The sequence below is a fragment of the Streptomyces sp. NPDC096012 genome, assembly GCF_040426375.1.
In the GTDB taxonomy this organism is placed as follows: Bacteria; Actinomycetota; Actinomycetes; order Streptomycetales; family Streptomycetaceae; genus Streptomyces.
Window position 1 is genome coordinate 345,412 of sequence record NZ_JBEOTD010000001.1, and the last position, 26,476, is coordinate 371,887.

Below are 26,476 nucleotides of genomic sequence, written 5' to 3' on the forward strand. Positions count from 1 at the left end.
CACACCGAGCCCGGCCGGGTGGGCGGGGCGGGCTCGGTGTGCGGTCTGTCAGCCCATGTCGGTCAGGAGGGCGTTCAGTTCCTTCTCCTGCTGCGCGGGCGACATCGGCGGGTTCGAGTGATCGATGCCGAACGTCTTGAGCACCTTGTCCATCTGGGCGTCGATGGAGGTCCAGCCGGTTCCGTCCAGCGGCTGCAGCGATGCCTGGTCGGCATCCCACAGGTCACGCAGCGACTGGGCCGCCGCATGGGCGCCGGCCTTGTCCCCCGAGCGTGCGTCCTTGAGCGAGGTCGATGCGAGCTTCTTCAGTGCGTCGACCTTGGCGGCCGGGAACTTCTTCACCGCCTGGCCGGGAGCCATCTGGACCGCGGAGGTGTTGTCGGTCTCCGGCGCCGGGCCGACGTGCGGCCGGCCGTGTGCCCAGACCAGCAGGCCCACGGTGGCGACGGCCAGCAGTCCGAAGCCGGCGAGCGCGGTGCGCTCCTTGCGCGGGTCGCCGGTGGCCGGTGCCTGGTGGGTCGCCTCGTGGGTCTCGGTCACGTCCGAGCGCGTCACCGTCAGGTAGACCACCGTCGCCAGGATCAGACCGAGGAAGATCAGGCTGGTGGTGAACGTGCCCAGCGCCAGACCGGTCGGGTCGCCCGGGGTCTCGGCGACCTTGGGGGAGGCGAGCCAGTCGCCGATGTTCGCGCCCAGCGGGCGGGTCAGGATGTAGGCGAGCCAGAAGGACAGCACCGGGTTCGCGCCGAACTTCCACAGCGCCGTGATCGCCGCGATGAGGCCGAGCGGCAGCAGCACGGAGACGCCCGGGCTCCAGCCGGTCAGTTCCAGGGTCCAGTCGCCGGTCGCGGTGCCGAGCGCGAAGGTGACGAGAACGGCGAGCCAGTAGAACGACTCCCGCGGCAGCGTGGTGACCGAGTGGATCGACAGCGTCCGCTCACGCAGCCACCAGACACCGAAGACCACCGCGAGCAGCACCGAGAAGACCGCGGAACTGATCCACAGCGGCACGTTCAGCTGGTCGGTCAGGATGTCCGTGTACAGGGTGCCCGTGACGCTGACAACGACCACGGTCAGCCAGTAGGGGAACGGAACGTACCGCTTCAGCCGCAGCTGGACGACCAGGACCACGACGAAGACCGCGGTGAAGATCCAGGCGGTGTTGACCAGGCCGACGCCCAGCTTCATGTTGATCCAGTCGGCGAAGCTCTCACCGACGGTGGTGCACAGGACCTTGATCACCCAGAACCAGACGGTGACCTCGGGCACCTTGTTGAGCATGAGACGCTCGCTGCGTGGGCGTGCTTCCGTTGTCGTTGTCATGCAGCGAGGCTTACGCGAGGAACCTGCACATAACCTGACTACGTGGCCGCGGCCGCCGCCGGCAGTGTCACCTCGACGTGACCGCGGCCGTCCGCGATCGCGCGGACCTCCGCACCGGCCGAGGCGGCGATGCGCCGGACCACCGGCAGCCCCAGCCCGTACCCGTCGCCGCCGGTCACACCCGCCTCGAAGACCCGGTCGACGTCCGCGGGATCGAATCCGGGGCCGTCGTCCAGGACGTCGACCACGACGGCCTCGCCCTGGTCGCGCGCGGTGATCCACACACGCGACCGCGCGTGCCGCAGGCCGTTCTCCAGGAGGGGCGACAGCAGCGACACGGCGACGTCGGCCGCCACGGCGACCTCGACCTTCGCGGGAAAGGCGACCTCGACCGCGCGGCCAGCGATCGCCCGCCGCGCGGCGGAGCCCAGATCGCACCGGGTCCCCGTGTCCGTCCGTGCGCGCGCGGCGCGCAGAAGCGTCGTGATCGCCGCATCGAGGCGGTCGACCTCGCTCAGCACCGCCTCCGGCGGCACCGGCTCGCCGGACAGCTGCGCCAGCTGCGCCTCGGCCCGCAGGACCGTGAGTGGTGTCCGCAGCTCGTGGGCGATCTCGTCGGTGAGCCGGCGCTCGTCCGCCAGCGCGCTGTCGACGCGCTCCAGGAGATGGTCCAGGGTCCGCCCCAGTTCCCCGAACTCGTCGCGGGGGACCCCGAGGTTGAAGCGGCGCCCGGGTTCGTGATGGCCCCAGTCGTCGGCGAGGGCGGCCATCTCGTGCACGACCCGCAGCGCGCGGCGCACCACGAGGTGTGCGACACCGCCGGCGAGGAGGATGGTGAGGCCGCCCAGTATCAGCGACAAGGTCAGGCTGCGCTGCTCGGATGTCTCGTAGGGCCTGAGGTCCACCCGGACGATCACCATGACGTGGTGGCCGTGGACCGGGACCTTCCGCGCGTACAGGAGGTAGTCGCCGACCGTCGCGGTCTGCGGTCGCCCGGAGTCCGCCAGTTCCTCGACGCGACCGACCACGCTCGGCGGCACGTTCCCGTCGATCAGGCGGCCGTCGGCGTACACCCAGGCGACCTCGTCCAGCGCCTCGCTGCCGTTCTCCGTCACTACGACACGGCCGCCTTCGGCGGTGACGTTCGCGGCGACCGCCTCGGCGCGCGTACGTGCCAGATCGTGCGCGTCGGCGTCCGTCACCCGGCTCAGCAGCACGTGCGAGACCACGACCAGGATCGCCACCACGGCGGTGGCGATCAGCACGGTCAGTGCGACGACCCGCTTACGGAATCCCGTCACTGCCATCGGTAGCCCACACCGCGGACGGTCGCCAGACGCTCGGCCACACCCAGCGGACCGAGCTTGGCCCGCAGCCGGCGCACATAGGAGTCGAGGGTGTTGTCGTTGACCCGCGCTCCGTGCGGCCAGCCGGCGGCGATGAGGGCGTGGCGGCGTACGGCGTCGCCCTGCGAGGAGATCAGGCGGCCCAGCAGCCGGAACTCGGTCGGGGTCAGGCTCATGCTCACCGAATCGTAGGTGACCACGTGCTTCGCCGGATCGAGGACGACCCCGCGCGGTGCGGGCGCCACGGTGGCCCGGCGCAGCAGCGCCCGGACGCGGACCAGCAGCTCCGGGATGTCGAAGGGTTTGGTCAGGTAGTCGTCGGCGCCGGCCTCGAAGCCGCCCACCTTGTGATGCAGGCCGTCCAGGGCGGTGAGCATCAACACCGGCGCGTCGACGCCGCGAGCCCGCAGGGCGAGGCAGACGTCGCGGCCGTCGGCGTCCGGGAGCCCGAGATCCAGGACGACCAGATGGGGCGCCGGTGCGAGCTGCCGCAGCAGGCTGCCGGCCGTGGCGGCGACGGAGACGGTGTGGCCGTCGTGCTCCAGGGCGCGCTTGAGGACGTCGCGGACCGCCGCGTCGTCTTCGCACACCAGGATGAAAGCCACGTGCCGACCCTAGAGACTCCGGCCCCGGTTCTCCATCTGCGCTGGTCAGCCGCCTGACGGGGGGAGCAGGCCGCTGCCGACCGCCTCCCGTGCGGGCCGGCCGGCGTCGAACCGTACGGTCGCAGCCGTCGACGCGTGTCGCGTCCCGGGGGCCTGCCGCGACAGCTGGCGCGCACCGGTGTCCCGCGGTCCCCCCGCCTCGGGCCGGGGAACCGCGATGCCTCAGGCGACAGAGCGCACCACCCCGGACGGCCCGACCCGTACGACTCGGTTGGCGGCCGTCTTCTGGAGCAGGCCGTAGGCGAGGACCGGGAGCAGCAGATGCGGTTTGTCCGGGAGTACGGCGCTGATCAGTACGGCGCCGGCGCTGCTGTTGTTCATGCCGCAGGCGAGGGTGAGCGAGGAGGCGGCGGGCGGGTCCAGCCGCAGCAGCCGTGCCGCGCAGCGGCCGAGCACGAACGACAGCTGGCAGACCAGCGCCGCCACGACCAGCGCGGCGCCCAGCAGCAGCGGGCGTGGCCGAGCGACGAAGGAGCCGAGGGCGCCGCTGGCGTTGACGTACGTCAGGACCAGCGAGCCGGTCAGGGCCACCGGCACGACGGCGCCCAGCGCCGGGCCGAGCAGCGACGCGGGCAGTGCGAGCCGGACCAGGATGCCCGCCGCGCAGGGCAGCACCACGCCGACGAGGGTGAAGCCACCGCCCGCGGTGTGGACACTCGCGGCGAGCGAGCCGGCGTAGCCGCCACTGAGCAGCGGGGACAGCAGCCCGATCACCAGCGGTGTGGTGAGCGGGCTGATGAGGGTGGAGGCGAGGACCAGGCCGACCATGGTCGGCTGGTCGCCGTCGCCCTTGCCGGTCCACACCGTGGCGCCGGCCGCCACGGGCATCGCCACGATCAGGATCATCGCGGTGACCAGGCCGCTGCCGCCGTCGGAGTCCGGGGAGGCGTGCAGCAGCATCGCGACGAACGGGATGACCAGCAATGGGATCGCCAGGTGCAGCGCAAGCCCGGCGAGCAGTGCACTCGGGCGCCGCAGGACTCGGCCCAGCTCACGGACGGGCACCTGGAGTCCGGAGGAGAACAGCACCAGCCACAGCAGGCACGGTGCGGTGGACACCGGCAGCCGGATCAGCGGTCCGAGCGGCAGTGCGTGGGAGTGGCGCAGCCACAGGCCGGGGCCCGGCACGAGCAGGGCGGCGGCGTAGGACAGGACGACGGCCCGGCCCAGGCGGCGCCGCAGCCAGGCGGTCGCGCGGTCAGTGGGCGCCCGGGTGGCGGGGGGAGCGGGTGCGTGCATGGCGGTCTTCTTCCGTCGCGGGGGCGGGGGCGGGACGGAAGGCCGCTATGCGGAGGCCCTGTGCGCGCGTGTGCATGGAGCCATGGTGCCCGTACGGAACGGGCGGGGCGGGTGATCCACGGCGGCGGTCAGGATGCGTTCAGGCACGTGTCGGCCGTGCTCCTCGCCCTCCTCGCCGCGGCCACCGCCGCGATCGCCCTCGCGTGGTTCTCCCTCGACCCGAGGGAACAGGTGCCTGTGTCCACCGGGCCGACGCTCCGGCGGCAGGGAACGCACCGGGCGGACGCTCCGGCGGCAGGGAACGCACCGGGCCGACGCTCCGGCGGCAGGGAACGCACCGGGCCGACGCTCCGGCGGCAGGGAACGCACCGGGCGGACGCTCCGGCGGCACGGAACGCGATCAAGGTGTTGCCCGGGATGCCGGGTGCTTTGACTAGGTTTGGTCAAGGTGTGCCGAAAATCCTGGGCGGCCTGCGGTCGAGGGGCCACACTCGATCGCGGGAGCGCGTGCGGTGGCCTGTCGGCCGCCGGGGCGTTCCGAGGTGTCGCGCTGCCCTGGGGAGGGCGGTGGGCTGATCGGTGGGGGGATGTGTGACGCAGTCGCTTCCGGGGCAGGGCCCTGCTCACGAGCGGGCGGTCGGCGGGCGCGGAGGGCTTCCGGTGGTGGTGGTCGGCGCCGGCCCGTACGGGTTGTCGGTGGCCGCTCATCTGCGGGCCGCCGGGGTTCCCGTGCGGATCTTCGGGGAGGTGATGGGCAGTTGGCGGCATGCCATGGCCACGGGGATGTTCCTGAAGTCGACCCCGGACGCCACCGACCTGTCCGCACCCGAGCCGGGCGGACGGCTGGCGGACTTCCGCAGGGTGCACGGTGAGTCGGAGCTGACGGAGCTGACGCCGATCCCGTGCGAGGTGTTCGTGCGCTACGGGCAGTGGTTCCAGAAGCGGTACGTCGGTGACGTGGAACCGGCCAGGGTCGCCTGCGTCGACCGCGGCCCGAGCTCTTCCGGGTTCGTCGTAGGACTCGGCGACGGCCGGCAGCTGAGGGCGGCGGCCGTCGTGGTGGCGACCGGACTGAACGGACTGGCTTACATACCGAAGGAGTTGCTGTGCCTCGCGCCGGACGGGCCGGGAGCCGGGGCCCTGGTGTCGCACACCAGCCACCACAGCGACCTGTCGCGGTACGCCGGACAGCGGATCGCGGTCGTCGGGGGAGGCCAGTCCGCGCTGGAGAGCGCCGCGCTGCTGCACGAGGCCGGAGCCCACGTGCAGGTGCTGGTGCGGGAGCGGCGCGTTCTGTGGGGGTCGGTTCCGCAGCCGGGCCGGCCTTGGCCGCAGCGGCTCGCGCGGCCCGCCTCACCCCTGGGCACGGGCTGGACACTCGCCGCGGTCTGCCGGGCACCAGGCGGGGTGCGGCGGCTCCCCGCCGCCGCCCGGCTGCTGTTGTTCCGCCGGGCGCTGGGGCCCTCGGGCGGCTGGTGGCTGCGCGATCGGGTCGAGGACGTCGTGCCGGTGCGCACCTCGTCCCGCGTCACGGGCGCCGAGGCGTCGGGTTCCACGGCCCGGCTGGGGATCACCGGGCCGAGTGGTTCGGAGGGTCTGGCTGTTGACCACGTGCTGGCCGCCACCGGTTACCGCCTCGACATCGACGCGCTCGCGTTTCTCGCCCCTGCGCTACGGCGGCGCGTCGTCCGCGTGCCCGGCTCCGAGGCCCCTCGGCTGACCAGGACGTTCGAAACATCCGTGCCTGGTCTGTACGTCGCCGGTTCGCTGGCCGCCCCGATGTTCGGCCCCATGATGCGTTTCGTCGCCGGAACGGAGTACGCCGCCGTTCGCGTTGCCCGTGATGCCGCCCGCTGGGTCGTCGCTCCGTGAGCGTGGAACTGTCTCCCCGGAAATGGGGGGAGCGGAACAGTGGGACCATTGCCGGTGTGACGGCAAGAACCAGTGACATCGAGAAGGCGGCCGAAGTGCTTCGCGCCGGCGGCCTGGTCGCACTCCCGACCGAGACCGTCTACGGTCTGGGCGCCAACGCCGAGGACCCCGCCGCTGTCGCGCGCATCTTCCAGGTGAAGGGGCGTCCGCCCTCCCACCCGCTGATCGTCCACATCGGCGGCGCGGAGCAGCTGGACGACTGGGTCCAGGGCGTGCCCGCGGCGGCGCGGCTGCTGGCCGAGCGCTTCTGGCCGGGGCCGCTCACGCTGGTGTTGCGGCGCGGCCGCCGGGTGCCCCTCGAAGCGACGGGTGGCTTGGAGACGGTGGCCGTGCGCGTGCCCGACCACCCCGTCGCCCTCGCGCTGCTGTCGGCCTTCGGAGGCGGTGTCACGGCCCCGTCCGCCAACCGCTTCGGGGCGGTCAGCCCCACCACCGCCGACCACGTCCGTGCGGAGCTCGGCGAGGCGGTCGACTTCGTGCTGGACGGCGGCCCCTGCGAGGTCGGCGTCGAGTCGACCATCGTCGACGTCACGGGCGAGGTTCCCAGCATCCTTCGGCCCGGCGGAGTGACACGCGAGGATCTCGAGGGGGCGCTCGGGCACCCGCTCGCGGTCCCCTCGACGAGCCGTGTCCGGGTGCCGGGCCAGCATCCCTCGCACTACGCGCCGCGTGCGCGGGTCGTCCTCGTCGAGCCCGAGAAGGTCGTCGCCGAAGCGGAGCTCGCCCAGGAGCAGGGGCACCAGGTGGGCGTTCTTCTTCCCCTCGCCGTCACCCACGTCCCGGTGAAGGCGCACGCCGTGGTGACGGTCCCCGCTTCGACGGCCGCCTACGCGCGCGGCCTGTACGGGTTCCTGCGCGAACTCGACCGGCGGGGTTGCGACCTCATCGTCGCGTCCCTGCCGGCGGAGGAAGGGCTGGGACTGGCGATCGCCAACCGGCTCCGCCGCGCTGCCGGGCCCCGGCCCTCCTCGGTCACCGGCCTCCGGCAGCACTGAACACCGGGGTGGCCGGCAGCGGGTCTCACCGCGTCGGGGCGGCATCTCCGCTCAGGCCGTAAGAGGCGACCAGTTGTGCACTGCCGTCGGCCAGGCGGTAGGACAGGCCCACCACGGCAAGCCGGCCGGCGGCCACGCGCTCGGCCAGCACGCGGGAGCGTTCCAGCAGCAGATCGACGGTGAGCCTGATGTGCTCGGCCAGGATCTCCTCGGGCTGCTCGCGTCCGGCGGCACGGGCCGCCAGCACACTCGGGGTCACCCGCTCGACGACGTCACGGACGAAGCCGGCGGGCACCTGGCCGCCGTCGGCGGCGGCCCGGGCGGCCGCGATGGCCCCGCACGAGTCATGCCCCAGCACCACGACCAGCGGGCAGTCCAGCACGCTCACGCCGTACTCGATGCTTCCCAGCGCCTCCGCGCCGACGACGTGCCCGGCGTTACGCACCACGAACAGATCCCCGAGCCCCTGGTCGAAGATGATCTCGGCGGCCAGCCGGGAGTCGGCGCAGCCGAACAGCACCGCGAAGGGGTTCTGGGCCGGGGCGATCTCGGCGCGGCGTGCGGAGTCCTGGTTGGGGTGCTCGGGCGAGCCGGTGACGAACCGGTGGTTGCCTGCCAGCAGCATCTCGAAGGCATCATCGGGAGTCGGTGTCAGGGTCTCAGTCATGGCGGAAGGCTACGGCCGACCCGGTGACAACGCGCGGCCGGGTCCACGGACGGCGGCCTGCGCTCCCTCTGCTGCCCGCACTCCCGGACCCCAGGCGGGGCCGCTCGCGGTGGGCCTCCCCGGTGCGCTGCGCAGCCGCCAGGCCCGGAAGGGACCGCCGAACCGGGGACACCACACCGCGAGAGGGCCCCGGCCAGAGCTACCGCCGGATGGGAGTACGCAGCCGCCACCTCCGCTGCTCATGGGGGGCTCGGCGGGCGCGGCAGCGGGGAGGTACGCAGCCGCCACCTCCGCTGCCCAACGGGGGTTCGGCGGGCGCGGCAGCGGGGGAGTACGCAGCCGCCACCTCCGCTGCTCATGGGGGGCTCGGCGGGCGCGGCAGCGGGGGAGTACGCAGCCCCACCCCCCTGCCCATGGGGGGCTCGGCGGGCGCGGCAGCTGGCCTTTTCGTAGATTTGGGAGGGAGCGACTCGCAGGGACATACGTGTGACGGCACCGGAGATCGACTACACGGCGGTGTTCGCCGTCCTTCCGAGCCCGTGCCTGATGGTGGGCACGGACCTGGTGATCGCCGCTGCCAACCCGGCCTTCTGCGAGGTGACCGGACGTAGCCGGGCCGAGCTGGTCGGGCAGTACCTCTTCGACGTCTTCCCGGACAACGCCGCCGACCCGGAGGCCGACGGGATGGAGACGCTGAAAGCCTCCCTGCACCGGGTGCTGTCCTCCGGCCAGACCGATCACATGGCGCTGCAGAGGTACGACATCCCGGTCCCCGGCAACCCCGAGGTGTTCAAGGAGCGCTGGTGGACCGCGATCAACGTGCCTGTCCTCGGCCCGGACGGCAAGGTCGTCTGGATCCTCCACCGGTCCGAGGACATGACCGACGTCGTCCGCGCCCGCCGCACCGCGCTCGAGGCGTCGGTCAGCCCCGGCCGGGAGGCGGCCATGGAAGCCGAGCTGTACGCCAGGGCACGGCAGCTGCAGAAGCTCAACGAGGAACTGCAACGGGCGCACGCCCGGGAACGGCGCATCGCCGTGGCCCTGCAGGAAACCATGCTCCACACTCCGGACCTCGGCCGGCACCCGAACATCGCCGTGCGCTACCTGCCCGCGGTCGGAGCACTGAACGTGTGCGGCGACTGGTACGACACGGTCGACCTGCCCGGGGACCGCTTCACCGTCGCGGTCGGCGACGTGGTCGGCCACGGCCTGACGGCCGCGACCGTCATGGGCCGACTGCGCAGCGCGCTCAGCGCCGCCACCCGCACGGTTCACGGCCCCGCCCAGGCACTGGAGGTCCTGGGACTGTACGCGCGCTCGGTCGAGGGAGCACTGGCCGCCACCGCCGTCCAGGTCCTCATCGACTGCCACAGCCATCTGCTCATCTACAGCAGCGCCGGCCACCCCCCGCCCGTCCTGCTGCACCCGGACGGCACCTGCGACCTGCTCGACCAGGCCACCGACCCACCACTGGGCGCCCGCCCCGAACACGTCCCCCGCCCCCAGGCCAACACGACCTACACCCGGGGCGACATTCTCCTCCTCTACACCGACGGCCTGATCGAACGCCGCGGCGAGGACATCGACACCGGCCTGACCCGGCTGACCGACATGCTGGCCACCTGCACCGGGTTCGGCCCGGAACACCTCGCCGACACCCTCCTCGCCCGCCTGGACCTCACCAGCGGCGCAGACGACGACATCGCGATGGTCGTCGTTCGCCTGGACGGAACGACCGGGCCGCCCTGACCGGGACGGTGCGGGAGATCGTGACGGCCGTGTGCCGGGGCTTCGCCGTTCCACTGCCCTGGAACCGGCGGCCCTGGCTCACTGCGCCCGGTGGCCGCCAGCGGCTCCGCCGGGATCATCGGCGAGGACGACAGCCGCCGTGATCCGCTTGCCCACCGGTTCGCGGTGGACGGCGAAGCTCCGGCACACCGCCGTGACGATCTCCAAGCCGTGCCGACCGATCCGCTCGGGGTCCCCTGCCAGCACCGACGGCAGCATCGTGCTGCTGTCCCACACACTGACCTCGACGGTTCCCTTCTCGATCTCCAACGTCAGAAGGCAGGGGCCGGGCGCGTACTTGCGGGCGTTGGTCACCAGTTCGCTCACCACCAGCTGCACCGTGCCCATCGCCCGCCCGGAAACCGGCAGCCCATGTACGGCCCGCAGGTTGACGAGGAAGGACCGGGCCAGGTCTCGGGCCTCGGGGATCTCCGCACTGCCCTCGAACGCCGCAGCCACCGACACCGGCCTGTCGACCAGCGACTCTCCGCCGTCGTCTTCCGCCGCCTCGCCCATCCAGCCGCCTCACACCGACCCCGCCGACGTACAGCGCATACCCCCTCAACCCCGCCACAGGCACGACCACTCGGTGGACAGCCTCGACGGCATCTCTTCGGATCCCGGTCGAGGCGGTCGGGCGAGCGTTGTGAATGATCTTCCCGCGGCCGGGACGACCGTGTCGGGCCCCTGCCTGGTGGCACGACCTGAAGGTCCCGGCCGGCAGGCGCCCAGCCCTGCTGTGTGCGCTTTCCGTGACCGGTACGCGGCGATGTCAGGTGTGCGTCTTCACGGACGTGCGGGCCTGGCGACCATCACCGTCAACCCGTGACACTCCTGTCGTGCCGGGCGCTGATGGAAGTGACCCCCGGGCGGGGTCACGGCGCCCAGCCTCCGGGGGGAGACATGCGGGCGCCGCAGGAGCAGGCCCGGTCTCCCCCCGTGACCCGGCCTGCTCCTGCTCGCCCCGTCGTCCGCTCCCTGCCGCCCAGGGACGAAACCGCTGCCTCCATGGCAAAGACGATCGTGTGTGCGCCCCGCATCCGCGGCGGCGACTCGAAAGGTGATCCGAGACGCCCCGCACCGCCACACGGCCACGTCACGGGAGGCGTGTTCCCGGTGAAGCGGGGTCATGGTGCTCGTCTTCAGGGGTACGAGGTGTTGACTGGTGAAAGGCTGCCACGCACGCAGCTCATAGCGGGTCATCCGGCCTGCGTGGCGTTCGCATACCTGGAGGGTCGAAGCCATGAAGGCGATCAGCTACAGCCGGTACGGCGGCCCCGAGGTGCTGGAGTACGGCGAAGTCCGCGATCCCAAGGTCGGACCCGACACGGTGTTGGTGAAGGTGCGGGCCGCGGCGGTGAACCCCGTCGACTGGAAGTGCCGCGAGGGCCATCTGGACAGCATCCTCGACGCCGTCTTCCCGGTGATCACGGGCTGGGACGTCTCCGGGGTGGTGGTGCAGCCGGGCGCCTCGGTCCCCGAGTTCGCCGTCGGCGACGAGGTCATCGGCTACGTGCGCGAGGACTTCCTCTCCCGGGGCACCTTCGCCGAGTACGTGGGCGCCCCCGTGCGCACGCTGGCCCGCAAGCCGCGCAACCTCTCCTTCGAGGAGGCGGCCGGGCTGCCGCTGGCCGGGCTCACCGCCTTCCAGGCACTGAACAAGGTGATGGAGGTCAAGGCGGGCGAGACCGTGCTCGTGCACGCCGCGGCGGGCGGGGTCGGCTCGATCGCCGTCCAGCTCGCCGCCCACCTGGGCGCCCGGGTCATCGGTACGGCGAGCGAGTACAACCACGACTACGTGCGCTCGCTCGGCGCCGAACCGGTGACGTACGGCGAGGGGCTGGCCGAACGGGTGCGGGCGCTCGCGCCCGCGGGCGTGGACGCGGCGTTGGACACGATCGGCGGCGAGACGGCGAAGACCTCGGCGGACCTGCTGACGCCGGAGGGCCGCCTGGTCTCCATCGCCGACCCGGAGGTGGTCAGCTACGGCGGCCTGTACTACTTCGTCCGCCCCGACCCCGGCGACCTGACACGGCTGTCCGAGCTGGCCGAGGAGGGCGTGGTGTCCGTGCACGTGTCGCAGACGTTTCCGCTGGAGCGGGCGGCGGAAGCGCAGCGGCTGAACCAGGAGGGGCGGACCCGGGGCAAGATCGTGGTGAAGGTGGACTGGCCCGAACCCGCCCCCGACTACGAGGGCGCCCTCTAGCCCGGCTGGCCTGGCTGACCCGGTTGGCCTGGCTGACCCGGTTGGCCCGGCTGGACGACCAGAGCCGCCGCGCACACCGCAAGGGCGACCGGGTACCGAGCCGCCGCCGCGGCGAGCGACGGCGTGGGGGCCGGCGACGGCGTGGGGGCCGGGGGCACGCCCTGCTGCGCCGGCGTCACTGCGGTGCTGTGTGCGTCCCATAGGAGCCGCCCAATGATGGGGCCGACCTCTGCCCGCGCGGCCGACGCCGTGAGCCGTCGGCCGGCCGCGGCTCTTCGAGACCACGCCGGCGCCGGCGCCGGGCGCGGTCGCCGCCGGGGCGCACAACGACGACGGCGCCGCACTGCCCGTTCTGGCACGAGAGCGGCACGGCCCGGAGACCGTTGCCGTCAGCCGTTGGTGCGGAGATCACGCTCTCGAAGCATCCAGAAGGCCAAGACCGCCACGGTGAATATCAGCACAAAGTTGAGAGCGTCCACGATCATGGCGACGGAGTACGGCGCGTGCAGCAGGTGCGGCACCTTGGCGCCGATCAACTCCACGCCCATGAGCAGGGGGAGCCAGGCCGCGAAGAAGCGCCTGCTCCGATCGGGACTTGCTCCCTTTTGGACCTTGGTCCGCTCCCACCACCAGCCGCCGAGACTCGTGAGGACCAGCGCACACCCCAGCGCCAATACGGACCAGTCCATGAAGCCGAGCATCAGATCTCCCTTTGATCAGCGGGGATTCTCCTCTCGCGGGCGACCACAGGCAATGGTCCAACGGGACCGCCGACGGACGCGCAAGGATGCCCCGAACGGTCACACGACGAGGGTGCTCTCCCCAGCATCTCTCCTGCTGAGGGCTGACAACGGCGAGAGGTTGGCTCCGAGACTTCGGGCTGGAGCTGCCATGGGGCGAGTGATCATGGCCCCGTAAGCTTCCGGCGCGTCGGGCAGTCTGTGAACCTGCCCGGTAAAGCACGACGTCGGGGCCGTGATCTTCGAGGGGGCGGCGACCAGGTCCGTCATGTCGCACACACCTGAACAGATGATCCGCTACGTGCGCACAGTCCGGCCCCGGCACAGCGGGCCGGTGACGCCCGTGAACTGAAGATCGAGCCCCAGGCCGTCGCGTTCGGCGTGGATGTGCAGGTGGGGCTCCGTGCTGTTGCCGGAGTTGCCCACCTCGCCGAGCAGTTGCCCGGCGCGCACAGGATCGCCCGTCTTCACCGCCACGGTGCCGCGGCGCAGGTGAGCGAGCTTGACGATCTCGGCGCCGGTGTCGATGAACACGTGGTTGCCGTAGGGGGGCTGGTATCGGATCGTGCCGGGTTCCTGGTCGTCGAGGTGATCGGCGGCGGAGACGACCGTGCCGTCACACGGGGCGTAAAGGCTCTGCCCGTACACGAGATAGCTCTCGTTTTCCCCGCGCAGGCCGGTGCCGCGTGCGCGCGCACCGCCCCGACCGATCTGGATCACGTCCAGGGCGCCGCGCTGCTCGGGAAAGGACGCGTGATGGTTCAGGCGGGCCCCGCCACCCTGCGCGATGTACCACTTCCCGTTCCGCAGGGGGAAGGTGAGAGGCCGGGACACGGCGGTTCCCCAGCGATGGCGGCGCGCCCGGAGCAGGAACCATCCGAAGCCGGCGAGCAGGGCCACGCCCACCACCAGTTCGGCCTCACCGCCGCCCGACGTGGGCAGCCTGGGCAGCCGGCACGCGGAGGCAAGGGCCACCAGCGCGCCGGCCTCCACGGACCGGCGTATCCACCACGGCAGCCGAGCCGGGCTCTGCCAGCCCTCCATGAGCAGGTAGCCGGCCGCGACGATGAGCAGACGGCCGCACCAGGCGATGCGGGAAGGGGCCTGCCAGCACGCGTCGATGCGTGCGGCGAGCAGCAGTACCCACACGGTCCACACCAGGGCGGCTCGCGCCCCGTGCGGGACGCGCGGCCGCGGCACGCGGTACGGGCCCGGGGCGATCAGCAGCCCGTCGAGCACCTGACCGTCGCGTGTGGTGGCGAAGGCAAGTGCACGCCCCCTGGTGCCTTCGACGACCAGCCCGTCGGGATGGTCCCGTACCCCGGTGATCTCGCCGACGCGTTCGCGGGTGCCGTCCAGGATCTGGTCGAGCCGCTCACCTCCCACGGCGGCAACGACCCGCGGGGCGAGCACCTCCCGCTGTGCGCGCTCGGCGGTGAGGAACCTGAACAGCAGGTCGGCCGCCGGCTGTCCCGTGCGGCGGGGTTCCGCCGGTATTCCGGCTTTCTCAGGCACCGGCCGCACCGTCCCTGTCCGCCGCCATCGCCACGGATGTCATGCCGCGCGCCGGCAGCAGGGGCCTACTGCGCTGCACGAGGCGGTCCTTGACGGACCGATAGCGCCGCGCGATCGACCTGTAGTCCTCGTCGCGCAGGCACGTGCAGTCCGCGCCGATCATCAACAGCCCGAAGCACACCAGACCCATGCACGCCATGATGCCCAGGTGCATGCCCTCCAGGGCCAGGGTGTTGGCCTTTCGGATCCAGGAACGGGTGGACAGGATCGCGAAGGGCAACGCCAGCTCGATGAAGATCGTGAAGTAGCTGGTGGCGGTGGTGAGGAAGGCGTTGCTCATCAGGTGCGTATACGTCGCCGACATCTGGAAGCCGGTGATGCGGCTGATGTAGTACATCGCCACGCCGTCCTGCCACACCTTGCCGAACGGCGCCGGCACCATCACCAAGCGCAAGGACGGCCGCTTCCAGTGCGCGGTCTACGTGCTCCAGCCGGACGGCACCCGCGCCCGCAAGTTCGCCTACGGCAAGACCTGGGCCGAGTGCGACGCCAAGCGCCGGGAACTCCTCGACAAGGTCGACCAGGGCGTACCCGTGCCGACCCGGTCGGCCAAGCTCTCCGAGTGGCTGCCGTACCGGCCGGACAACGTCATCAAGCCCCGGCGGAAGCTCAGCACGTACGACAAGTACGAGGCGCACGTCCGGCTCTACCTGGTGCCGCTCCTCGGCGCGAAGCGGCTCGAATCGCTGGGCGTCGCCGACGTGCGCCGGTTCCTCGTGCGCCTGGAGCAGGAGGCAACCGCGGCCACGGCCAAGGAGGCTCACCGGAGAGAGGCTGGGGCGCCTTGCCGGTGACCTGCTGCTTCGCCGACCGAGTTGGAGGGCGCGGATGCACCGCGAGACGCCCTTGTTGACCGCTGCTGACCCCTGCATCTGGCACGACTGTGGCACGCGACGTCTTCGTCCCGAACTCTCGGCTGGGTGGTCATTGAGGTCTGGTGGGCTGGTCAGCCGACCATCGACGGCTTCTGACGGTCGGCTGCGGTCACGGTGGTTGCTGTACTTCGCTGCTGTACAGCAACCCACCGCCGTGCCGAGGGATACGGCTGACGGCGCTCTGGACGACGTGGCGCTGCCTCGTGCGGAACAGTCCTCAGGTGAGATTGAGGAGCCGGGCGGCCGTTCCTCCCAGCACCATGTCCCGTACCTCACCTGGTGTGGTGACGCGCTCGACGGTCGCGCGCGTGAGGACCGGGTCTCCGTAGGGAGCGTCTGAGCCGAAGAGGGTCCGGTCCGGGAGCTCCTTGATGGCCAGCCGGACGGCAAAGATCAGGTGGGCCGTCGACAGTTCCAGGAACATGCTGGGGGTATCCCGGACCAACTCGATCGCGTCCATCCAGTTCAGCCCCCCTAGTTGGCTGATGACCAGGGGCACGGTCGGATACCCGGCCGCCAGACGAGCCAGAGTCCGCAGGTCGTCCGCCGTGGTCGGTGCGAATCCGTGAACGACCACGGGCAGGTCGCCGTGGTCCGCCGCTGATCGCAACACCGGCTCGATGAGGTCTGCCCGTCCGGGAGGTGGTGTCAATTCCCCGATTCCTCGCAGGCCGTGCCCGACCACCTCCCGGTCGATTATCTCGGCGATCCGATCTGCCGGCAGGTCCAGCGGCACACTCCTGAAGCCGATGAAACGGTCAGGGTAGGCGGCCAATACCGTATCCAGCTCTCGCCACGCGGTCCGGTACCCCTCGACCCCGTTCGCCCGGCCCCCGATCGCCTTATCCAGCACAGCCATCTCGCGACGCAACATCTTCAGGTTCGTGGCCCGTTCCGGGTGCGGCCGTGTACTGAAGAGGACTGCGCGATCCACTCCGGCGTCGTCCAGCAGCGCGATGTGATCCTCAACCGGGTCGTGGACATGACTGTGCGCGTCAATGATCATCATTGTCTCCCTGTGCGAGGTGGCCGGCCCGGAATGCGACCGGCCCGAGCAGCGTTGCACCCTGACACCGTTGGAAGGTCAAGTGGAAGAGCAGACATGCTGATCGGGGAGCTCTCACGCCGCACGGGAGTCAGCGAACGCCTCCTGCGTTACTACGAGCACGTCGAGTTGATCCGGTCGGAACGACGCGCGAACGGCTATCGCGACTACGCCGAGGAAACCGTCGAAACCGTGCGCCAGATCCGCGCCCTGCTCGCCGCCGGCCTTCCCACACGCATCATTCGCCGGGTCCTCCCCTGCACTGCCGACGACACCACCTTGCGCCCGTGCCCTGGTGTCCTCGACCAACTGCGTGCCCAACTGAACGACTTGGACCGTCGCGCCGCCAGCCTGGCGGCGGCCCGAGAACTGCTCCGCCGGACGATCGCCGTCGCAGAGGAGCGCAGCGGCTGAACGGCCAAGACATCGTGAGGACGGCCGATGCCTATGTCCTGGCGTGCCGACTCCCGGCGAGGTGCTGGTGCTGAGCGACGCCACGTATTCAGGTAGGGACATATTCGTGCCCGCTTACTTCTTCTTGCCGGGGGTCTTGGCAACCTGCGTTTTCGCTGCTCAGAGGCGGTGGGCACGTAGGCCTGGTGGTCGTCGTTGGTCTTCATTGGCCACTGCCGAGCGGCCTCGGACGGGCCAGAGACGGCCCAGCTCCTCGGCGTGAGTGGGCGGTCCGTAGGCCTCAGCGCGAGGGGCGCCTCCTGGGAGGGACCGGGCCCGGGATCACATCCTTGCCAAGGTGTTCCTTGATCAGATACTTGAGTTCCGGCCCTTCGATGAGCTGGAGCCGGCCATGTTGGCGGGCAAAGTCGTGGCTGGCCCTACCGAACCACGACGTGGTGATCAGGACCCCCTTGGCGGCACGCTTGTGCTCGACCACTCCGGCGAGCGCCTGGACGGACTCAACACCCACGAGCTTGCTGTAGCGCTTTGCCTGAATGATGCATTCACCGTTGAAGACGGGGTCCTTGCTGACGGCCACTGCGTCAACGCCTTCGTCCTTGGACGCCTGGGTGTTCCAGGCCTCCATGCCGATCGCCTCGAACAGTTGGCGAATCAGGTGCTCGAACTCGGTGGGCGTCAGCTTCACCAGCACGGGCCTGCTGTCCAGGCCTGCGACAAAATCAAGCTTCCGCCAAGATGGCCCTGGGCGACATCGCCCCCGAGGCGGTCTCCGCGGCTTGCGCCATCGCCCCTGAGCGTCCCGGTCTCGCCGTGGCCGGTGACACCTCCGGGGGCTGGTCCCGCAGTCGCACGCCGTACCTTTCCCTCGGCGACGCGGCCGAGACCTGCCGCGAATCGGCGCACCTGGTCCCCGAGCTGCCGGTGCTCAACCGCTTCCGGCCTGATGTTCCCGTGCGACCCGTCGAGACACCGTGCCCGGTCGTGCGTCCCCGACCGGTGACCGACTGACCCGCACCCGTCCTTGCCCCCGGTCGGCGTGACCGCCTCACGCCATGTCCCTACCCCTCCCATGCCCGAACCCGGAAGGAGCCGCAGCATGCGCGCCCACCTGGCCCGCGTCGACGCGGTGCTCGTCCAAGCGGTCATCGCCGCCGCGCTGTCCTTCGCCCACCTGCACGACGTCGCCTCGGCGGCCGGACAGGACGGGTGGAAGGCGTGGGCCTATCCCGTCTCGGTCGACCTGTTGCTCGTCGCCGCCTGGCGTCGACTGCGGTCCGGTGAGGCCAAAGCAGGTGGGTGGTGCTGGTTCCTGATCGCACTCGCCGCGTCCCTGGGGGCGAACGTCGCCACCGCCGGGCTGCTCGACCTGGACCACGTGCCGGCCTGGCTCCGCATCCTCGTCGCGGGCTGGCCCGCGGTCGCCTTCCTCGGTGGAACCCTCCTCGTCCACTCGTCGCCGACCGCGCCCGACGAAACCGGTGACGCCGTGCGGCAGGAGGTGCCGGAGGGCATCGAGGACCAGGAGGACGGGCCCGATCCCGCACCGGAGCCCCCGGCGTCTCCTGCGACACCGGCGGTCGAGCTGCGTGCGTCACGGCCGAGCTGCACTTCCATGATCTGCGGCACACGGGCAACACGCTGGCCTCGACGGCCGGGGCCAGTACGCGGGAGCTGATGATGCGGATGGGGCATAGCAGCTCCCGGGCTGCGCTGATCTACCAGCACATGACCAGCGACCGTGACCGGACCATCGCCGATCGGCTCGGGGCCATGATCCGAGATGGCGGGGGAGTTGCCTTGGACTTCGCCGACGAGGCCCCTGCAGACACGTAGCGGCACGGACCGCATTGCGCTCGAACGGTGAAGGGTCAGCCTGGGGGAGAGCCCTCCTGAGCTGGCCCTTCTTTTTCCCGGCGAGATTCGAACCAGCGACGCGGCATGGGGAGCTTGGCCGTCAGATGTGGAGCCAAAAGCCATCTGGTCCTAGCTTTGTACCCTCTTCGCCGCTCCTCGGTCACCACCAGCCGCCCCTACTGCGCCAGATAGGCGTGCGTTGCCCAGTGGCTCTCCGGTGGATCAGTACGCCGATGATGTAGAACGGCTTGAAGATCCACCAGCAGACCCACGCCTCGAAGACGAAGCACCACCACAGCAGCAACAACGGCGCCGTGATACAGCCGGCCCCGCCGCCGCTGCGACGCCGCCGTCCGCCAGTCAGGGGGATGCTGCCGCCTATGGAGAACGGGCCGGGAAGGGGAATACGCCAGCGCAGCCGCACGGTGTGTCCTCGCTTAGCTACTTACCGATCCAAATCTTCTCGCTGTCGCACAGGGCGGTGTGCGGGCTCGGGTTGTAGGCCATGACCGTCCCCCAAGTTCGTTTTATGGCGCAGTCAGTGTGAGGGCAAGAATGGGTGCTGCGGGGCGCTTAATGACTTCGTGTCAGATCTGTGATCGATGCGGCCGCGGTGACTGCTCGCTTACATACAGTTGGCCGCGCCACCCTGGCCTGCCGGGGAGAACCGTTGGATGACCCGCATGGGTCACAGTCGCTCCCGTGCCGCGCTGATCTATCAGCACATGACCAGCGACCGTGACCGGACCATCGCTGATCGGCTCGGGGCCATGATCCGGGGCGGCGGGGGAGTGGCCTGCGGGGCCGCCGAGAAGGACCCTGCGGGCCCGTAGTGGCACGCGTGTGGCACGACCCCTGAAACGCCGAAGGACCAGCCTGGGAGGAAACTCCTCCTGAGCTGGCCCTTCTGTCTGTGCCCCCGGCAGGATTCGAACCTGCGACACCCGCTTTAGGAGTTTTCCCTGGGCGGGGCTGTGACCTGCGGAAACGTCGGTCGGAGTGCCTCTGGCTTGGGAAAACACCACTCCAAAGTTCTCAAGTGTTCACGGGGCTTTCCGACCTCATGTGTGCTGGATCCGTTCCGTCGAGGCGGGGGGAGAGGTCGGGCGATCTTGCGGACGTCGATGTGCGTGGCGCCAGGAGTAGCGTGGAGCTGCGGGGCGGAGTCCCGTCGTCGCACCGGTCCTACGGACGGGTGGTCATCATGACCAGCTCGGATACACCACCTGTTCCCTGGCGCCTGCCCAGTGGCGTCCACGAGACCGTGCGGCCGGGGTGTGCGCTTCTCCGGCTGGAGACGACCGAATCACGCAAAGGCGTCCTTGACGGCGCGTGGTGGCCGCGCTCGCGCGACATCGGCGCCGAGCTGCCCGCCCTGTTGAGTGCCCTCGTCGCCCACCTCGGCCCCGTGTCCCGTGTGGGGCTGGATGCCGCCGTCTGGGAGGGTCTCCCGACGCGTATCGTCGTGGACGACCACGTGGTGCACATCGACTCCTTCCCGGTCGGTGACGACACGGTCCTGATCACCCGGGGCGACCGGGACATCTTCTCGCTGCTGGTCGTCCCGCCCGACGCGGCACCGGATGCCGCCCGTGCCGCGATGGCCCAGGCGGTCTGGGTGGACAACGTCAGCGACGCGGAACAGATCCTCATCGACACCGGGAGTGGGCGTGGTCCTGTGGGCTGACGGGGCGGCGCGGGGCGCGACCGGCGTACGGCTTGACCGGCGCACCAGCGCTCTCCGTCAGGCGGCCCGTTCCCTGGGGCGCTTCTGCCGACGTCAGGCCCGCTGAGGGCGCGCCCCTCCCGGCCTCATCGGGTAGAGCAGACCGTCGGAGCCCGTGTCCATGAGCAGTCGTTCGGTCTGCGGGGAGGGGTGGTGCAGCAGCAGGAACGCCTGAGCCTCGGCGGCATGCTCCGACACGTCGAGGAAGACGCGCAGGCCGCTGTCGTCACAGCGGTCGACGGTGGTCAGATCGACGTCGATGAGGGTGATCCCGTCCCGCAGACACTGCTCCAGAGCGGCGCGCACCCGGGGCGCGGTGACGGGGTCGATCACACCGGCCAGGGTGACCAGGGCCCGCGCGCCACGGTCGTGCCGGTAGATGTTCAGCCGCGGAAGAGTCATGACGCCTCGGTTCGGATGCTCGGACCCTCGGGTGCTCCAGAGCCTGCGTCCACGCCCCGGGCTCGCGTCGCCGCGGGCCGGGTGGGCGGTGGGGCTCGGCGGCCGGTCGGACGCCCGGATGCCGACCCATGGTGCGGGGTGCGGCTGGGGCGCGCCCCGGCCACGGCGACCGGGCCGGGGAGTGCTGTACCGGTACGCCGCGATCCTGTCGGCGTGCTGGAGCCCGAGCCGGTGGATCACGTACGCCGCCACTGCGACGAGGACCAGGAAAGCGATGGCCGTCAGGAAGGCGTTCATGGCGGCCACCTCACATACCGATGATCAGCCGGCTGGCCGGCCCTGGCGGACCGGTCTGTCCATTGGCGGCCACGGACACCGCCGGGGCGCCGCCCTCGTACTCCCATGCCTCGTCCGGGTCCAGTGCCTGGTCGGTGCGGGAGACGGCGTGCCGGGCCGCGTCCGCGGCGATCAGCGCGCCGGCGGTCAGGGGTGGGCCGTCGTGGTCGGATGCGGCTGCCATCAGCCGGGCCGCCGACTCCGCCCCGGTCTCGGGCGGAACGACGAGGAGATCCCAACGGCCGGTGCCGTAGGAGAGCAGCAGCAGCTTGTGGGGGTCGATCTCCGACGTGAACCAGCCGACCTTGATGATGTGCCCGTCCACGGGGATCTTGCGGGGGATGACCGGCCAGTGCTCCGGGTTGACGGCAATACGGGTGATGCGGCCCCAGAGGGGGTCCAACACGTTCGTGAGCGCCGGCAGTTCGCTGAGCAGGTCCCGGGACCGTGGCCACCAGGCTCCGTCCAACAGCCCGCGGGAGGCGCCGTCGGTCTTCAGCGCGAGGCGCGCGGCCGGGGCTGCGACGGGCTCGCGGTGCGGCAGGGTGGGGTACAAGGTCGCCGACATGGTGCGGACCTGTCTCCGGGCCACCTATGCGGCGGCCCGGGTGTCATCCTTCGCCGGGGACGACCCGGCGTGGAAGCCGGTGTGCGAGATGCCCTCGGTACTGCCCACACTACTCCGCGTTGACTGGCGGCGAGGCGTAGTGATCGCACGGATGTGCGGTACCTGCGGCCGTGCAACGGTGACGGACGGCGGGGACGAGAGGTCAGCCGCGCCACTCCACCATGAGCAGCGTCGCGTCGTCGCTGGTCTGTCCGCCGCGCGCCTGCTTGAGCGTGTGGGACAGGGAGCGCGTCACCGCCCGGACGCCGCGGCCGGTCCTCTCCAGCTGGTTCACGCAGTCGATCAGCTGGTCCTCGCCGAACTCCTCCCCGCCGCTCTTGTGCTCCTCGACCACTCCGTCGGTGAAGCAAAGGACTCGGTCCCCGGGCACCAGCCCCAGTTCGCTCACCCAAGGCTCTGCACCGCCCAGGCCGACGGGAAGGGTCGTCGGGACGACCAGACGCTGTGCGACGCGGTGGTCGCGGACGAGGATCGGCGGCGGGTGCCCGGCGTTGACCCACTGCACCCGTCCCGTCGTCGTGTCCAGCTGCAGCATCTGCGCGGTGACGAAGTGCTCGGGACCGAACTGCTCGGCCACGGCGCGGTCCATGAACTCGTAGATCTCCGACAGTCCGATGCCGGCGCGGCGGGCGTGGCGGGAGGCGCCGATGGCCACGGTGGCCATCGTGGCCGCGTCCAGTCCGTGCCCCATCGCGTCGATCATGACCACGTGGAGGACGTCGTCGTTGAGCGCGTAGTCGAAGCTGTCGCCGGCCACGTGGTAGGCGGGTTCCAGGATTCCGGCCACGGCGACCCTGGGCATGATCATGGCCAGCGGTGGCAGCAGGGACCACTGGATCTCCGCGGCGACGCTCATGGCCTCATCGCGTCGGACGCCGAAGAACAGGTCGGAGTAGCCGTGCTTGGTCACCAGAAGGTCGGCCACCAGGCCGGAGATTCTGAGTAGCAGGCGACGGTCGTCGTCATCGACGCTGTCCAGCGTCACCGCCATGACCCCCACCTGGTCACCGCCGTCCAGCAGGGGCAGATGGACCCGGACGCCGTCCTTTTCGCGCACCTCCACGGGGACGGCGTCGAGAAAGCAGCGGCCCGCCTCGGAGTCGTCGATCACCTGCGGTTCCCCGCCGGTGAGGCCCTCACCGGGCAGCGGTACGAGCACCAACTGGCCGTAGTCCTGCAACAGCACCTGCGGACGGTGGCCACCGAGCCGGTCCACCACGTCGGCGACCAGGGACCCGATGCGATGGGGTGGGAGTTCGTGCGCGCTGTCGAGGATCTTTCCGAGGAGCGCTTCCCCGAAGCTCTCGGACCGGTCCGGGCGCCGTCCTGCTGTCATCCCCTCGCCTTCCGCGGTCACGTTTCGGGGGGTGAGCCGGGATGACAACGGATCTGTCGGTGCCATGGCTCCATCATGCGGTCGTGGATGCCCGGCCCGCCGGTCGGGTGGAGCCGGTTGGGCTGCTTACCTGGGTCCGGCTCCGCCTTCCGACTCCCAAGTGTCCTGTCCGTCGAGGCCGCTCTCGGCGAGTGCCAGCAGGCGCGGAGCCGACAGTGGGTTCGCGGGGTCGGCAGCAGCGGTCAGCAGCTGGGTGGCCACTCGGCCCGGCTCGTCCGGGGGGATCACCAGCAGTTCCCAGCGCCCCACGGTGCCGCAGTCCACGGTGATGGCATGCGCCTCGGCGGCGGAATCGGTCAGCACCACCTCGATCACGTGGCCGGGTGCCATCACCTCCTGCGGGGCATCGGGCCAGGCGGCCGTCCCCACGGTCACGCGGGTGATGGTGCCGATGCTCGGATCCAAGGAGCCGACCAGTACGGGCAGCTCCAGTTCCAGTGCGTCGCAGCGCGGCCACCATGCGCCGTCCAGAGGGCCATGGCTGACGTCCGGGGTGAGGCGCAGCCGGGGCAAGGGCATGCGGTAGGAGTGTCCGTCACCTGGCGCCGTACCTTCGGCGGGCTGTGTGATGGCGTTCATCGTGCGATCCCGTTCCGGGCCGTGCGGTTTCCGGCTGCCCGTCTCGTGTCACTCGCCGGGAACGGCGCCGCCGTCATCGTGCGCCCGGAAGTTCTCGGTATGCCTCAGATTACTCCCGGCTGTGGCAGACGGCGTGGCACGCAGCCATCGCACTGCCGCATCACCGGCGTGCAAGAGCTGTTCCTTCGGCGGACAAGGTCAGCACGCAGGGGGCGACGGCGCCGTGCAGCCCCACGACCTCACCCATGTTCTGCCAGCCCCAGGACGAGAAGGCGGCTTGTCCTGTCTGGTCGGCAGGATGCAGCAGGGTGATGCCGAGGGAGGAGTGTAGGTCTGTGAGGAGACGCTGTTGCAGGCGGTGGGCGATGTCGCGGTGTTGAACGTGCGGATGGGCCACGACCTGGGTCAGGACGACGAACCGCGCGCAGGAGGTGAGCCGCTGGATGATCTCCTGGAGCGTTCCGCCGCCCTGCCGGCGGCCGCTGCCGTCGGGGCCCATCGGAAAACCGAAGGCGCAACCGACGAGCACCGTCGTCTCGGCGACCAGCAGGGCGAAGCCGGGGCGGTGAGCGGTGACCGCCAAGCGGTGCAGGAAGTCCCCGCGATCGAGGTACGCCTCGCCGCCGGTGCCCGCGACGGACTCCGCAGCCAGGTCAGCGATGTCCTCGCGCATGTCCTCTGCCTGCCGGCGGGTCAGCCTGCGAAGGCGGATCCCGTCCCTGAGGACCGGCTGGTCCGGCCGACGAACGGGGTCCTCGGGCGCCCGCGTCGCGGTACTCATGAGGTCGCCGGACGCGGTGGGCGGCACGGGACTCGCCGGGTCCGTAATGAGCAGCGAAGTCGATCCGGTGACATCCAGGAGCCGTGCCATCCGCGCGCACGGATGGTGCAGCCGCAGGCGAGCGTGGACCCGGCCGGCGCGCTGTGCTGCCGACAGGAGGACGTCCAAGCCCCTCGTGTCGCAGGAGCCGACCGTGGCCAGGTCGATGTCGATCTCGGTGACGCCGTCCAACAGACACTGCTCCACCGCGGCGCGCAGCAGTGGCGTCGTGGCTGGCCCGATGTCGCCGGCAAGCGTGACGAGCGTTCGTTCTCCTCGGTTCCGCCGATGGATGTCCAGCCGGGAAAGGGCCATCACGTCTCTCCTCGGCGGGATTGCGGACCTGCGCGGGCGCTCGGCGCGGTTCCTGCCGTGATGAGCTTGCGCTGAGTTGCTTCGACCGCGGCGGACATGGTGCCGACCCGTCTCCGCGCCGACCACGGGGGCGGCCCGGATTCACTCGTCTCTCGCCGAGGACGACCCGGCGTGGGGCCGGAGTGCGTGATGCCCTCGGTACTTCAACCGTACGTCGGCCGCAACCGGAAGCGGCTGCGTCGAAGGACGCGCACCTCACAGCCGAGGGCCGACGGGGTAAGGGCATGGGCGCCACCCCGCCCTGCCCTGTCGCGACAGGTGCCACCGGATGCGCGCCGGTTGCGGACAGCACTGGCCGCCGCGCAGGCCCCCTGTGCAAAGCACAGCGCTGCCGCCCGTGATCAAAGACGGACGGCAGTGCGGGTGGACGAATTGAATGCCAGCTCACTTCCGAACCCGCACGCGACGCGACCTCCGTCCACCGGGTCTCCGAACCAATCCGAGCGAAACGTCCCACGCCAGGGGGACCGGTTCCTAAGTGAAAGCCAGCTTTCGGAAGGCGTTGCGGAACACCGACGGCATCGATCTACGCCCCGTTCACCAACGAGGAACTCGTCGGCAAGGCACTGACCCCCGTACGCGACGAGGTCGTCATCGCCATCAAGTTCGGCTTCCTTCGACAGCTCCCAAGCCACCGGCCTGGACAGCCGTCCCGAGCACATCCGGGCGACAGTCGAGGACTCCCTGCGCCGGTTGGGCGTGGTCGTTCCCTTCCGCCCGCTCGTAAGGGCTTCTTGACCGGTGCCATCACCAGCACCACGTCGTTCAGCGACACCGACCTGCGGGGCACCCTCCCGCGGTTCACCGAGCAGGCCCGCGCAGCCAGCCAGGCCCTGGCCGGGCTGTCGGCCATCGCCGCATGCAAGAGAACGACCACCGTGCAGATCGCGCTGGTCTGGTTGCAGCCCAGCACCCCTGGATCGTGCCGATTCCCGGCACGACGAAGAAGGCCCGTATGCAGGAGAACGCCGGCGCGGTCGACATCGTGCTCGCCCCGGCGGACTTGAAGGAGATCACCGAGACGGCCGACCGGATCGATGTCAACGGGGATCGCTACCCCGAACTCATGCAGCGGTGGATCAACCGCTGAACCCGTCCGGACGGCTCAGCACGCCCCCGACGACAGGGCGTCCGAAGGATCATGTCTTGAGGCGGCTGACTGTGACGCGCTGGCCCTTCAGCAGGGGAAGGTTGCGCACGTGGAAGGCATGGGCGCCCGTGAGGTTGCTTATCTCGTCCAGGATGTGCGGCATGGCCGCGAGGTAGGCGGCCGTGGAGTTCACGATGTACAGCAGGCCGTCCGCGTCGGGTTGACGATGGCCGATCCAGTGGAGGCCGGTCTCTATGAGTGCGTCGCGCTCGTCCCGGTTCGACAACTGGTTGCGGTCCTGCGTCATGATTGCGTCGAAGCCGCGGTCACTGACTGCGCGTATGAGTTCTGTGTCCGTCACCCCCGACAGCCCCTCGTCATGGGCGGTGCGGAACTCGTGATGGAAGAAGACTGTGCTCAGAGGGGGCAGGATGGCCGGCGTCTCGTTCTCGTCCAA

General features: G+C 70.6%; 26 protein-coding genes and 4 pseudogenes. 12 read left to right on the top strand and 18 right to left on the bottom strand.

The features are described 5' to 3' along the window. Window positions 1-48: 48 nt before the first annotated feature. The 4 genes from ABVB68_RS01630 to ABVB68_RS01645 form a co-directional block, all read right to left on the bottom strand. The gene (locus tag ABVB68_RS01630; RefSeq protein WP_353598992.1) at window positions 49-1,323 is read right to left on the bottom strand and encodes a COG4705 family protein; all 1,275 of its coding nucleotides are present in this window, start codon (window positions 1,321-1,323) and stop codon (window positions 49-51) included. A 38-nt stretch (window positions 1,324-1,361) separates the two neighbouring features. Next, a complete protein-coding gene (locus ABVB68_RS01635; protein ID WP_353598993.1) occupies window positions 1,362-2,630 on the bottom strand; it encodes a sensor histidine kinase in 1,269 nt (422 codons plus the stop codon). Then, the gene (locus tag ABVB68_RS01640) at window positions 2,621-3,274 is read right to left on the bottom strand and encodes a response regulator transcription factor (RefSeq protein ID WP_353598994.1); all 654 of its coding nucleotides are present in this window, start codon (window positions 3,272-3,274) and stop codon (window positions 2,621-2,623) included. Before ABVB68_RS01640 ends, ABVB68_RS01635 begins: the two co-directional genes overlap by 10 nt. Before the next feature lie 222 nt (window positions 3,275-3,496). Further along, entirely contained in the window at window positions 3,497-4,573 is a 1,077-nt protein-coding gene (locus ABVB68_RS01645) for a bile acid:sodium symporter family protein (protein ID WP_353598995.1), read from the bottom strand. A gap of 660 nt (window positions 4,574-5,233) precedes the next feature. Between ABVB68_RS01645 and ABVB68_RS01650 the strand changes: the two genes are divergently transcribed. Next, complete coding sequence (locus ABVB68_RS01650) at window positions 5,234-6,445, top strand: FAD-dependent oxidoreductase (RefSeq protein WP_353598996.1); 1,212 nt, start codon at window positions 5,234-5,236, stop codon at window positions 6,443-6,445. A 56-nt stretch (window positions 6,446-6,501) separates the two neighbouring features. Beyond that, window positions 6,502-7,500 (top strand): L-threonylcarbamoyladenylate synthase, encoded by a 999-nt coding sequence (locus ABVB68_RS01655; protein ID WP_353598997.1) that lies wholly within the window; start codon window positions 6,502-6,504, stop codon window positions 7,498-7,500. Between the two features lie 25 nt (window positions 7,501-7,525). Here ABVB68_RS01655 and ABVB68_RS01660 read toward each other — a convergent pair whose 3' ends face one another. Further along, window positions 7,526-8,167 (bottom strand): carbonic anhydrase, encoded by a 642-nt coding sequence (locus ABVB68_RS01660; RefSeq protein WP_353598998.1) that lies wholly within the window; start codon window positions 8,165-8,167, stop codon window positions 7,526-7,528. Between the two features lie 546 nt (window positions 8,168-8,713). Between ABVB68_RS01660 and ABVB68_RS01665 the strand changes: the two genes are divergently transcribed. Then, window positions 8,714-9,916: a PP2C family protein-serine/threonine phosphatase gene (locus ABVB68_RS01665; protein ID WP_503006002.1), complete on the top strand. Its 1,203-nt coding sequence runs from the start codon at window positions 8,714-8,716 to the stop codon at window positions 9,914-9,916. A 78-nt stretch (window positions 9,917-9,994) separates the two neighbouring features. Here the strand turns inward: ABVB68_RS01665 and ABVB68_RS01670 are convergent, their stop codons facing one another. Then, complete coding sequence (locus tag ABVB68_RS01670; RefSeq protein ID WP_353599000.1) at window positions 9,995-10,471, bottom strand: ATP-binding protein; 477 nt, start codon at window positions 10,469-10,471, stop codon at window positions 9,995-9,997. Window positions 10,472-11,198: 727 nt separating this feature from the next. Here ABVB68_RS01670 and ABVB68_RS01675 point away from each other — a divergent pair. Then, a complete protein-coding gene (locus ABVB68_RS01675) occupies window positions 11,199-12,161 on the top strand; it encodes an NADP-dependent oxidoreductase (protein ID WP_353599001.1) in 963 nt (320 codons plus the stop codon). 389 nt (window positions 12,162-12,550) lie between these two features. Here the strand turns inward: ABVB68_RS01675 and ABVB68_RS01680 are convergent, their stop codons facing one another. The 3 genes from ABVB68_RS01680 to ABVB68_RS01690 all read right to left on the bottom strand — a co-directional run bounded on the left by ABVB68_RS01680 (window position 12,551) and on the right by ABVB68_RS01690 (window position 14,819). Beyond that, the gene (locus ABVB68_RS01680) at window positions 12,551-12,850 is read right to left on the bottom strand and encodes a hypothetical protein (protein ID WP_353599002.1); all 300 of its coding nucleotides are present in this window, start codon (window positions 12,848-12,850) and stop codon (window positions 12,551-12,553) included. A gap of 348 nt (window positions 12,851-13,198) precedes the next feature. Beyond that, window positions 13,199-14,416, bottom strand: coding sequence for a M23 family metallopeptidase (locus ABVB68_RS01685; RefSeq protein WP_353599003.1), 1,218 nt, complete (start codon window positions 14,414-14,416; stop codon window positions 13,199-13,201). Then, window positions 14,409-14,819 carry an HTTM domain-containing protein gene (locus ABVB68_RS01690; protein WP_353599004.1) on the bottom strand — a complete coding sequence of 137 codons (411 nt, stop codon included), beginning with the start codon at window positions 14,817-14,819 and terminating at the stop codon, window positions 14,409-14,411. Before ABVB68_RS01690 ends, ABVB68_RS01685 begins: the two co-directional genes overlap by 8 nt. 16 nt (window positions 14,820-14,835) lie before the next feature. Between ABVB68_RS01690 and ABVB68_RS01695 the strand changes: the two are divergent. Next, window positions 14,836-15,243, top strand: a pseudogene (locus ABVB68_RS01695) (site-specific integrase); the annotation flags it as partial. Between the two features lie 325 nt (window positions 15,244-15,568). On the opposite strand, the gene ABVB68_RS01700 reads toward ABVB68_RS01695, so the two are convergent. Next, window positions 15,569-16,360, bottom strand: coding sequence for an amidohydrolase family protein (locus tag ABVB68_RS01700; protein ID WP_353599005.1), 792 nt, complete (start codon window positions 16,358-16,360; stop codon window positions 15,569-15,571). 93 nt (window positions 16,361-16,453) lie between these two features. Here ABVB68_RS01700 and ABVB68_RS01705 point away from each other — a divergent pair, with 93 nt between their 5' ends. After that, entirely contained in the window at window positions 16,454-16,810 is a 357-nt protein-coding gene (locus tag ABVB68_RS01705) for a MerR family transcriptional regulator (protein ID WP_353599006.1), read from the top strand. A gap of 280 nt (window positions 16,811-17,090) precedes the next feature. Here ABVB68_RS01705 and ABVB68_RS01710 read toward each other — a convergent pair whose 3' ends face one another. Next, the gene (locus ABVB68_RS01710; protein WP_353599007.1) at window positions 17,091-17,504 is read right to left on the bottom strand and encodes a restriction endonuclease; all 414 of its coding nucleotides are present in this window, start codon (window positions 17,502-17,504) and stop codon (window positions 17,091-17,093) included. 26 nt (window positions 17,505-17,530) lie between these two features. Here ABVB68_RS01710 and ABVB68_RS01715 point away from each other — a divergent pair. The 3 genes and pseudogenes from ABVB68_RS01715 to ABVB68_RS01725 all read left to right on the top strand — a co-directional run. Continuing rightward, window positions 17,531-17,821, top strand: a pseudogene (locus tag ABVB68_RS01715) (FtsK/SpoIIIE domain-containing protein); the annotation flags it as partial. A gap of 88 nt (window positions 17,822-17,909) precedes the next feature. Beyond that, complete coding sequence (locus tag ABVB68_RS01720) at window positions 17,910-18,488, top strand: DUF2637 domain-containing protein (RefSeq protein WP_353599008.1); 579 nt, start codon at window positions 17,910-17,912, stop codon at window positions 18,486-18,488. Further along, window positions 18,392-18,646: pseudogene (locus tag ABVB68_RS01725) on the top strand (tyrosine-type recombinase/integrase); the annotation flags it as partial. The gene ABVB68_RS01720 and the pseudogene ABVB68_RS01725, both read left to right, overlap by 97 nt. Before the next feature lie 181 nt (window positions 18,647-18,827). Here ABVB68_RS01725 and ABVB68_RS01730 read toward each other — a convergent pair. Continuing rightward, window positions 18,828-19,091 carry a hypothetical protein gene (locus tag ABVB68_RS01730; protein WP_353599009.1) on the bottom strand — a complete coding sequence of 88 codons (264 nt, stop codon included), beginning with the start codon at window positions 19,089-19,091 and terminating at the stop codon, window positions 18,828-18,830. 247 nt (window positions 19,092-19,338) lie between these two features. Between ABVB68_RS01730 and ABVB68_RS01735 the strand changes: the two are divergent. Together ABVB68_RS01735 and ABVB68_RS01740 are read left to right on the top strand one after the other, a co-directional pair. Further along, window positions 19,339-19,500 (top strand): annotated as a pseudogene (locus ABVB68_RS01735) (site-specific integrase); the annotation flags it as partial. A gap of 371 nt (window positions 19,501-19,871) precedes the next feature. Then, the gene (locus ABVB68_RS01740) at window positions 19,872-20,354 is read left to right on the top strand and encodes a DUF5994 family protein (protein WP_353599011.1); all 483 of its coding nucleotides are present in this window, start codon (window positions 19,872-19,874) and stop codon (window positions 20,352-20,354) included. 93 nt (window positions 20,355-20,447) lie between these two features. Here ABVB68_RS01740 and ABVB68_RS01745 read toward each other — a convergent pair whose 3' ends face one another. The 5 genes from ABVB68_RS01745 to ABVB68_RS01765 form a co-directional block, all read right to left on the bottom strand. Further along, entirely contained in the window at window positions 20,448-21,092 is a 645-nt protein-coding gene (locus ABVB68_RS01745) for an STAS domain-containing protein (protein WP_353599012.1), read from the bottom strand. A 10-nt stretch (window positions 21,093-21,102) separates the two neighbouring features. Next, a complete protein-coding gene (locus ABVB68_RS01750; RefSeq protein ID WP_353599013.1) occupies window positions 21,103-21,699 on the bottom strand; it encodes a DUF5994 family protein in 597 nt (198 codons plus the stop codon). 202 nt (window positions 21,700-21,901) lie between these two features. Next, window positions 21,902-23,095, bottom strand: a complete 1,194-nt coding sequence (locus ABVB68_RS01755) for a PP2C family protein-serine/threonine phosphatase (RefSeq protein ID WP_353599014.1) — start codon at window positions 23,093-23,095, stop codon at window positions 21,902-21,904. Window positions 23,096-23,221: 126 nt separating this feature from the next. Then, entirely contained in the window at window positions 23,222-23,734 is a 513-nt protein-coding gene (locus ABVB68_RS01760) for a DUF5994 family protein (RefSeq protein ID WP_353599015.1), read from the bottom strand. A gap of 160 nt (window positions 23,735-23,894) precedes the next feature. Continuing rightward, window positions 23,895-24,995 (bottom strand): STAS domain-containing protein, encoded by a 1,101-nt coding sequence (locus ABVB68_RS01765; protein ID WP_353599016.1) that lies wholly within the window; start codon window positions 24,993-24,995, stop codon window positions 23,895-23,897. Between the two features lie 793 nt (window positions 24,996-25,788). Between ABVB68_RS01765 and ABVB68_RS01770 the strand changes: the two genes are divergently transcribed. Continuing rightward, window positions 25,789-26,019: a hypothetical protein gene (locus tag ABVB68_RS01770; protein ID WP_353599017.1), complete on the top strand. Its 231-nt coding sequence runs from the start codon at window positions 25,789-25,791 to the stop codon at window positions 26,017-26,019. A 49-nt stretch (window positions 26,020-26,068) separates the two neighbouring features. On the opposite strand, the gene ABVB68_RS01775 is transcribed toward ABVB68_RS01770, so the two are convergent. Then, the gene (locus ABVB68_RS01775; protein ID WP_353599018.1) at window positions 26,069-26,476 is read right to left on the bottom strand and encodes a PIN-like domain-containing protein; all 408 of its coding nucleotides are present in this window, start codon (window positions 26,474-26,476) and stop codon (window positions 26,069-26,071) included.

Excerpts from the sequence above, each read along its gene's own strand:
- ABVB68_RS01630 (WP_353598992.1), bottom strand. The coding sequence starts at position 1,323 with ATGACAACGACAACGGAAGCACGCCCACGCAGCGAGCGTCTCATGCTC.
- ABVB68_RS01635 (WP_353598993.1), bottom strand. The coding sequence starts at position 2,630 with ATGGCAGTGACGGGATTCCGTAAGCGGGTCGTCGCACTGACCGTGCTG.
- ABVB68_RS01645 (WP_353598995.1), bottom strand. The coding sequence starts at position 4,573 with ATGCACGCACCCGCTCCCCCCGCCACCCGGGCGCCCACTGACCGCGCG.
- ABVB68_RS01660 (WP_353598998.1), bottom strand. The coding sequence starts at position 8,167 with ATGACTGAGACCCTGACACCGACTCCCGATGATGCCTTCGAGATGCTG.
- ABVB68_RS01665 (WP_503006002.1), top strand. The coding sequence starts at position 8,714 with ATGGTGGGCACGGACCTGGTGATCGCCGCTGCCAACCCGGCCTTCTGC.
- ABVB68_RS01670 (WP_353599000.1), bottom strand. The coding sequence starts at position 10,471 with ATGGGCGAGGCGGCGGAAGACGACGGCGGAGAGTCGCTGGTCGACAGG.
- ABVB68_RS01675 (WP_353599001.1), top strand. The coding sequence starts at position 11,199 with ATGAAGGCGATCAGCTACAGCCGGTACGGCGGCCCCGAGGTGCTGGAG.
- ABVB68_RS01680 (WP_353599002.1), bottom strand. The coding sequence starts at position 12,850 with ATGGACTGGTCCGTATTGGCGCTGGGGTGTGCGCTGGTCCTCACGAGT.
- ABVB68_RS01700 (WP_353599005.1), bottom strand. The coding sequence starts at position 16,360 with ATGATGATCATTGACGCGCACAGTCATGTCCACGACCCGGTTGAGGAT.
- ABVB68_RS01705 (WP_353599006.1), top strand. The coding sequence starts at position 16,454 with ATGCTGATCGGGGAGCTCTCACGCCGCACGGGAGTCAGCGAACGCCTC.
- ABVB68_RS01720 (WP_353599008.1), top strand. The coding sequence starts at position 17,910 with ATGCGCGCCCACCTGGCCCGCGTCGACGCGGTGCTCGTCCAAGCGGTC.
- ABVB68_RS01740 (WP_353599011.1), top strand. The coding sequence starts at position 19,872 with ATGACCAGCTCGGATACACCACCTGTTCCCTGGCGCCTGCCCAGTGGC.
- ABVB68_RS01745 (WP_353599012.1), bottom strand. The coding sequence starts at position 21,092 with ATGAACGCCTTCCTGACGGCCATCGCTTTCCTGGTCCTCGTCGCAGTG.
- ABVB68_RS01750 (WP_353599013.1), bottom strand. The coding sequence starts at position 21,699 with ATGTCGGCGACCTTGTACCCCACCCTGCCGCACCGCGAGCCCGTCGCA.
- ABVB68_RS01755 (WP_353599014.1), bottom strand. The coding sequence starts at position 23,095 with ATGACAGCAGGACGGCGCCCGGACCGGTCCGAGAGCTTCGGGGAAGCG.
- ABVB68_RS01760 (WP_353599015.1), bottom strand. The coding sequence starts at position 23,734 with ATGAACGCCATCACACAGCCCGCCGAAGGTACGGCGCCAGGTGACGGA.
- ABVB68_RS01770 (WP_353599017.1), top strand. The coding sequence starts at position 25,789 with ATGCAAGAGAACGACCACCGTGCAGATCGCGCTGGTCTGGTTGCAGCC.